This is a genomic window from Nostoc mirabile CHAB5784 (assembly GCF_020829645.1).
Lineage (GTDB): Bacteria > Cyanobacteriota > Cyanobacteriia > Cyanobacteriales > Nostocaceae > Nostoc > Nostoc mirabile.
On the sequence record NZ_JAIVFS010000259.1, the window covers coordinates 2,061 to 3,245 of the forward strand.

Annotated in this window: 2 protein-coding genes; both read left to right on the forward strand. The window is 43.1% G+C overall.

From position 1 onward, the window contains the following. On the forward strand, positions 1–679 hold a 679-nt coding region (locus LC653_RS45340), incomplete at its 5' end, for an HlyD family secretion protein (protein WP_229501766.1). Then, a partial coding sequence (locus tag LC653_RS45345; protein WP_229501767.1) for an ABC transporter ATP-binding protein occupies positions 676–1,185 on the forward strand: 510 nt, incomplete at its 3' end. The genes LC653_RS45340 and LC653_RS45345, both read left to right, overlap by 4 nt.

Consider the following 1,185-nt stretch of genomic DNA (forward strand, 5'->3'; position numbering starts at 1 on the left):
GGATGAAGATACTGCCGATTTAAAAGTACAACAAGCACGTGTTGATTTTGCCAAACAAGAGCTTTTAGCAGCCCAAGGAACCCTAACTCAAGCTCAAGCAACCCTCCGTAACCGACCTATTCGTGCTGCTGCTGCCTTACAAATTGAGAAGCAAATTGTTCAAGCTCACACTGATATAGAGGAGGCCGAGCAAGAAATTCATGATGCTCAAGCCAACCAATCGCAGATTCAAGCAAAATTGAATGATTTAGTAATTCAAAGTCCACTTGGTGGTACTATTATCACTCGTTCGGTGGAAGTAGGTGAAGTAGTTGCAAATAGTGCTCCACTATTGTCAATAGTCAATCTCAATCATCTTTATCTGCGTGGCTTTGTTCCAGTGGAGGAAATAGGTAAAGTCAAAATCAATCAGTCTAGTTTGGTTTATTTGGATACTATTCCCACCCAACCGCTAGAGGCAATAGTAACTCGCATAGACTCCAAAGCCAGCTTTACCCCAGAAAACATTTATTTCCAAAAAGACCGAGTTACTCAAGTATTTGGTGTGGAACTCACGCTTAAAAACCCGCAAGGTTTAGCAAAACCAGGAATACCTGCTGATGCTCGTATTTGGTTCCCACAGGAACAACAAGAGCGTGCTGCTAAAAATCCTTCTATATTAGGGTTTTTTAGACTATGAATCAAACCTTTTTGGCGATCGCACCCAAGCAGCAGATTCACACGCCAACAATATTGCTTTGCGATCTTCGGTATCGTTACAGCAAGCAAGGGCAGGAAGCTGTAGCTGGGATCAATCTAGATATTTACAAAGGTGAAATTTTTGGATTGATTGGCCCTGATGGAGCAGGTAAAACCACAACATTTCAGATGCTTTCAGGTGTCATGCCTCAGACTAGTGGCATTATCGAAGTACTGGGTTCTCGTCCACAAGATGCGCGTTTACAGATGGGCTACCTTACCCAGCGATTCAGTCTCTACCCAGACCTGAGTATTATAGAAAATTTGCGCTATGCAGCAGGTCTCCGTGAAGTGCGTGAGGCAGCCTTCAAAACTCGTAGCAAATATTTCTTAGAATTTTTAGGTTTAGCACGATTCCAAGACCGTTTAGCGGCGAACTTGTCAGGGGGCATGAAGCAGAAACTTGGTTTATGTTGTACGCTGATTCATCAACCGCAGATTTTGCTA